The 573-nt window shown below is 57.6% G+C and carries 1 pseudogene; it reads right to left on the reverse strand.

The window, feature by feature from the left end:
• Positions 1-573, reverse strand: a pseudogene (locus tag EXE44_RS21195) (hypothetical protein); the annotation flags it as partial.

The following is a 573-nucleotide window of genomic DNA, read 5'->3' on the forward strand; positions in this document are numbered from 1 at the left end:
GGATCTGTGATTCCGTCGTTGACGAAAGCGGAAGCGACTGTTTTCGGGTTATGACTCGCGACCTCAGTCCGGGCGTCACGGAACACCTCACCTTGAGCGAGGTCGTGTCGGAGCCGAGTATTCTGGATAATATTTCTTATCGGTAATTCTAGTGAGACCATATCGACACCGCCACCGCCGGGTTCGTGTTCATTCCCGTCTCGATCGACGATCGCTTTCAGCTCGTAGCCGAACGCGGGTTCCGTGGAACGTCGATCGAAGGCTTCGGAGTCCGGTTCCCTCTCGCCGTTCAGTATCTCACCGACGAACTCTCGGTAAGAGGGGTCGATATTGAGGTGCGCGAGGATCGAGGGGAGGGAGACATCTCTCCCGTGTATGTCGATGTAGTCCTGTACGCGGTCACGTATGAGCGTTTTACGTGGGGACTCTCCGTAGGACCACGCACTATCAGCACTTGGCCAACGCTCTGCGAGTGACCGAACCCGGTCTGGTTCTGGCGCTGGAGCAGCTGCGTCAGCGGCCCAATAGAGATCTTCGTCGAGCGCGGAATCGGTCTCAGGAGGCCCATCGAGT

Origin of the sequence: Halorubrum sp. SS7 (genome assembly GCF_005435055.1) — an archaeon.
Classification (GTDB): Archaea; Halobacteriota; Halobacteria; order Halobacteriales; family Haloferacaceae; genus Halorubrum; species Halorubrum salinarum.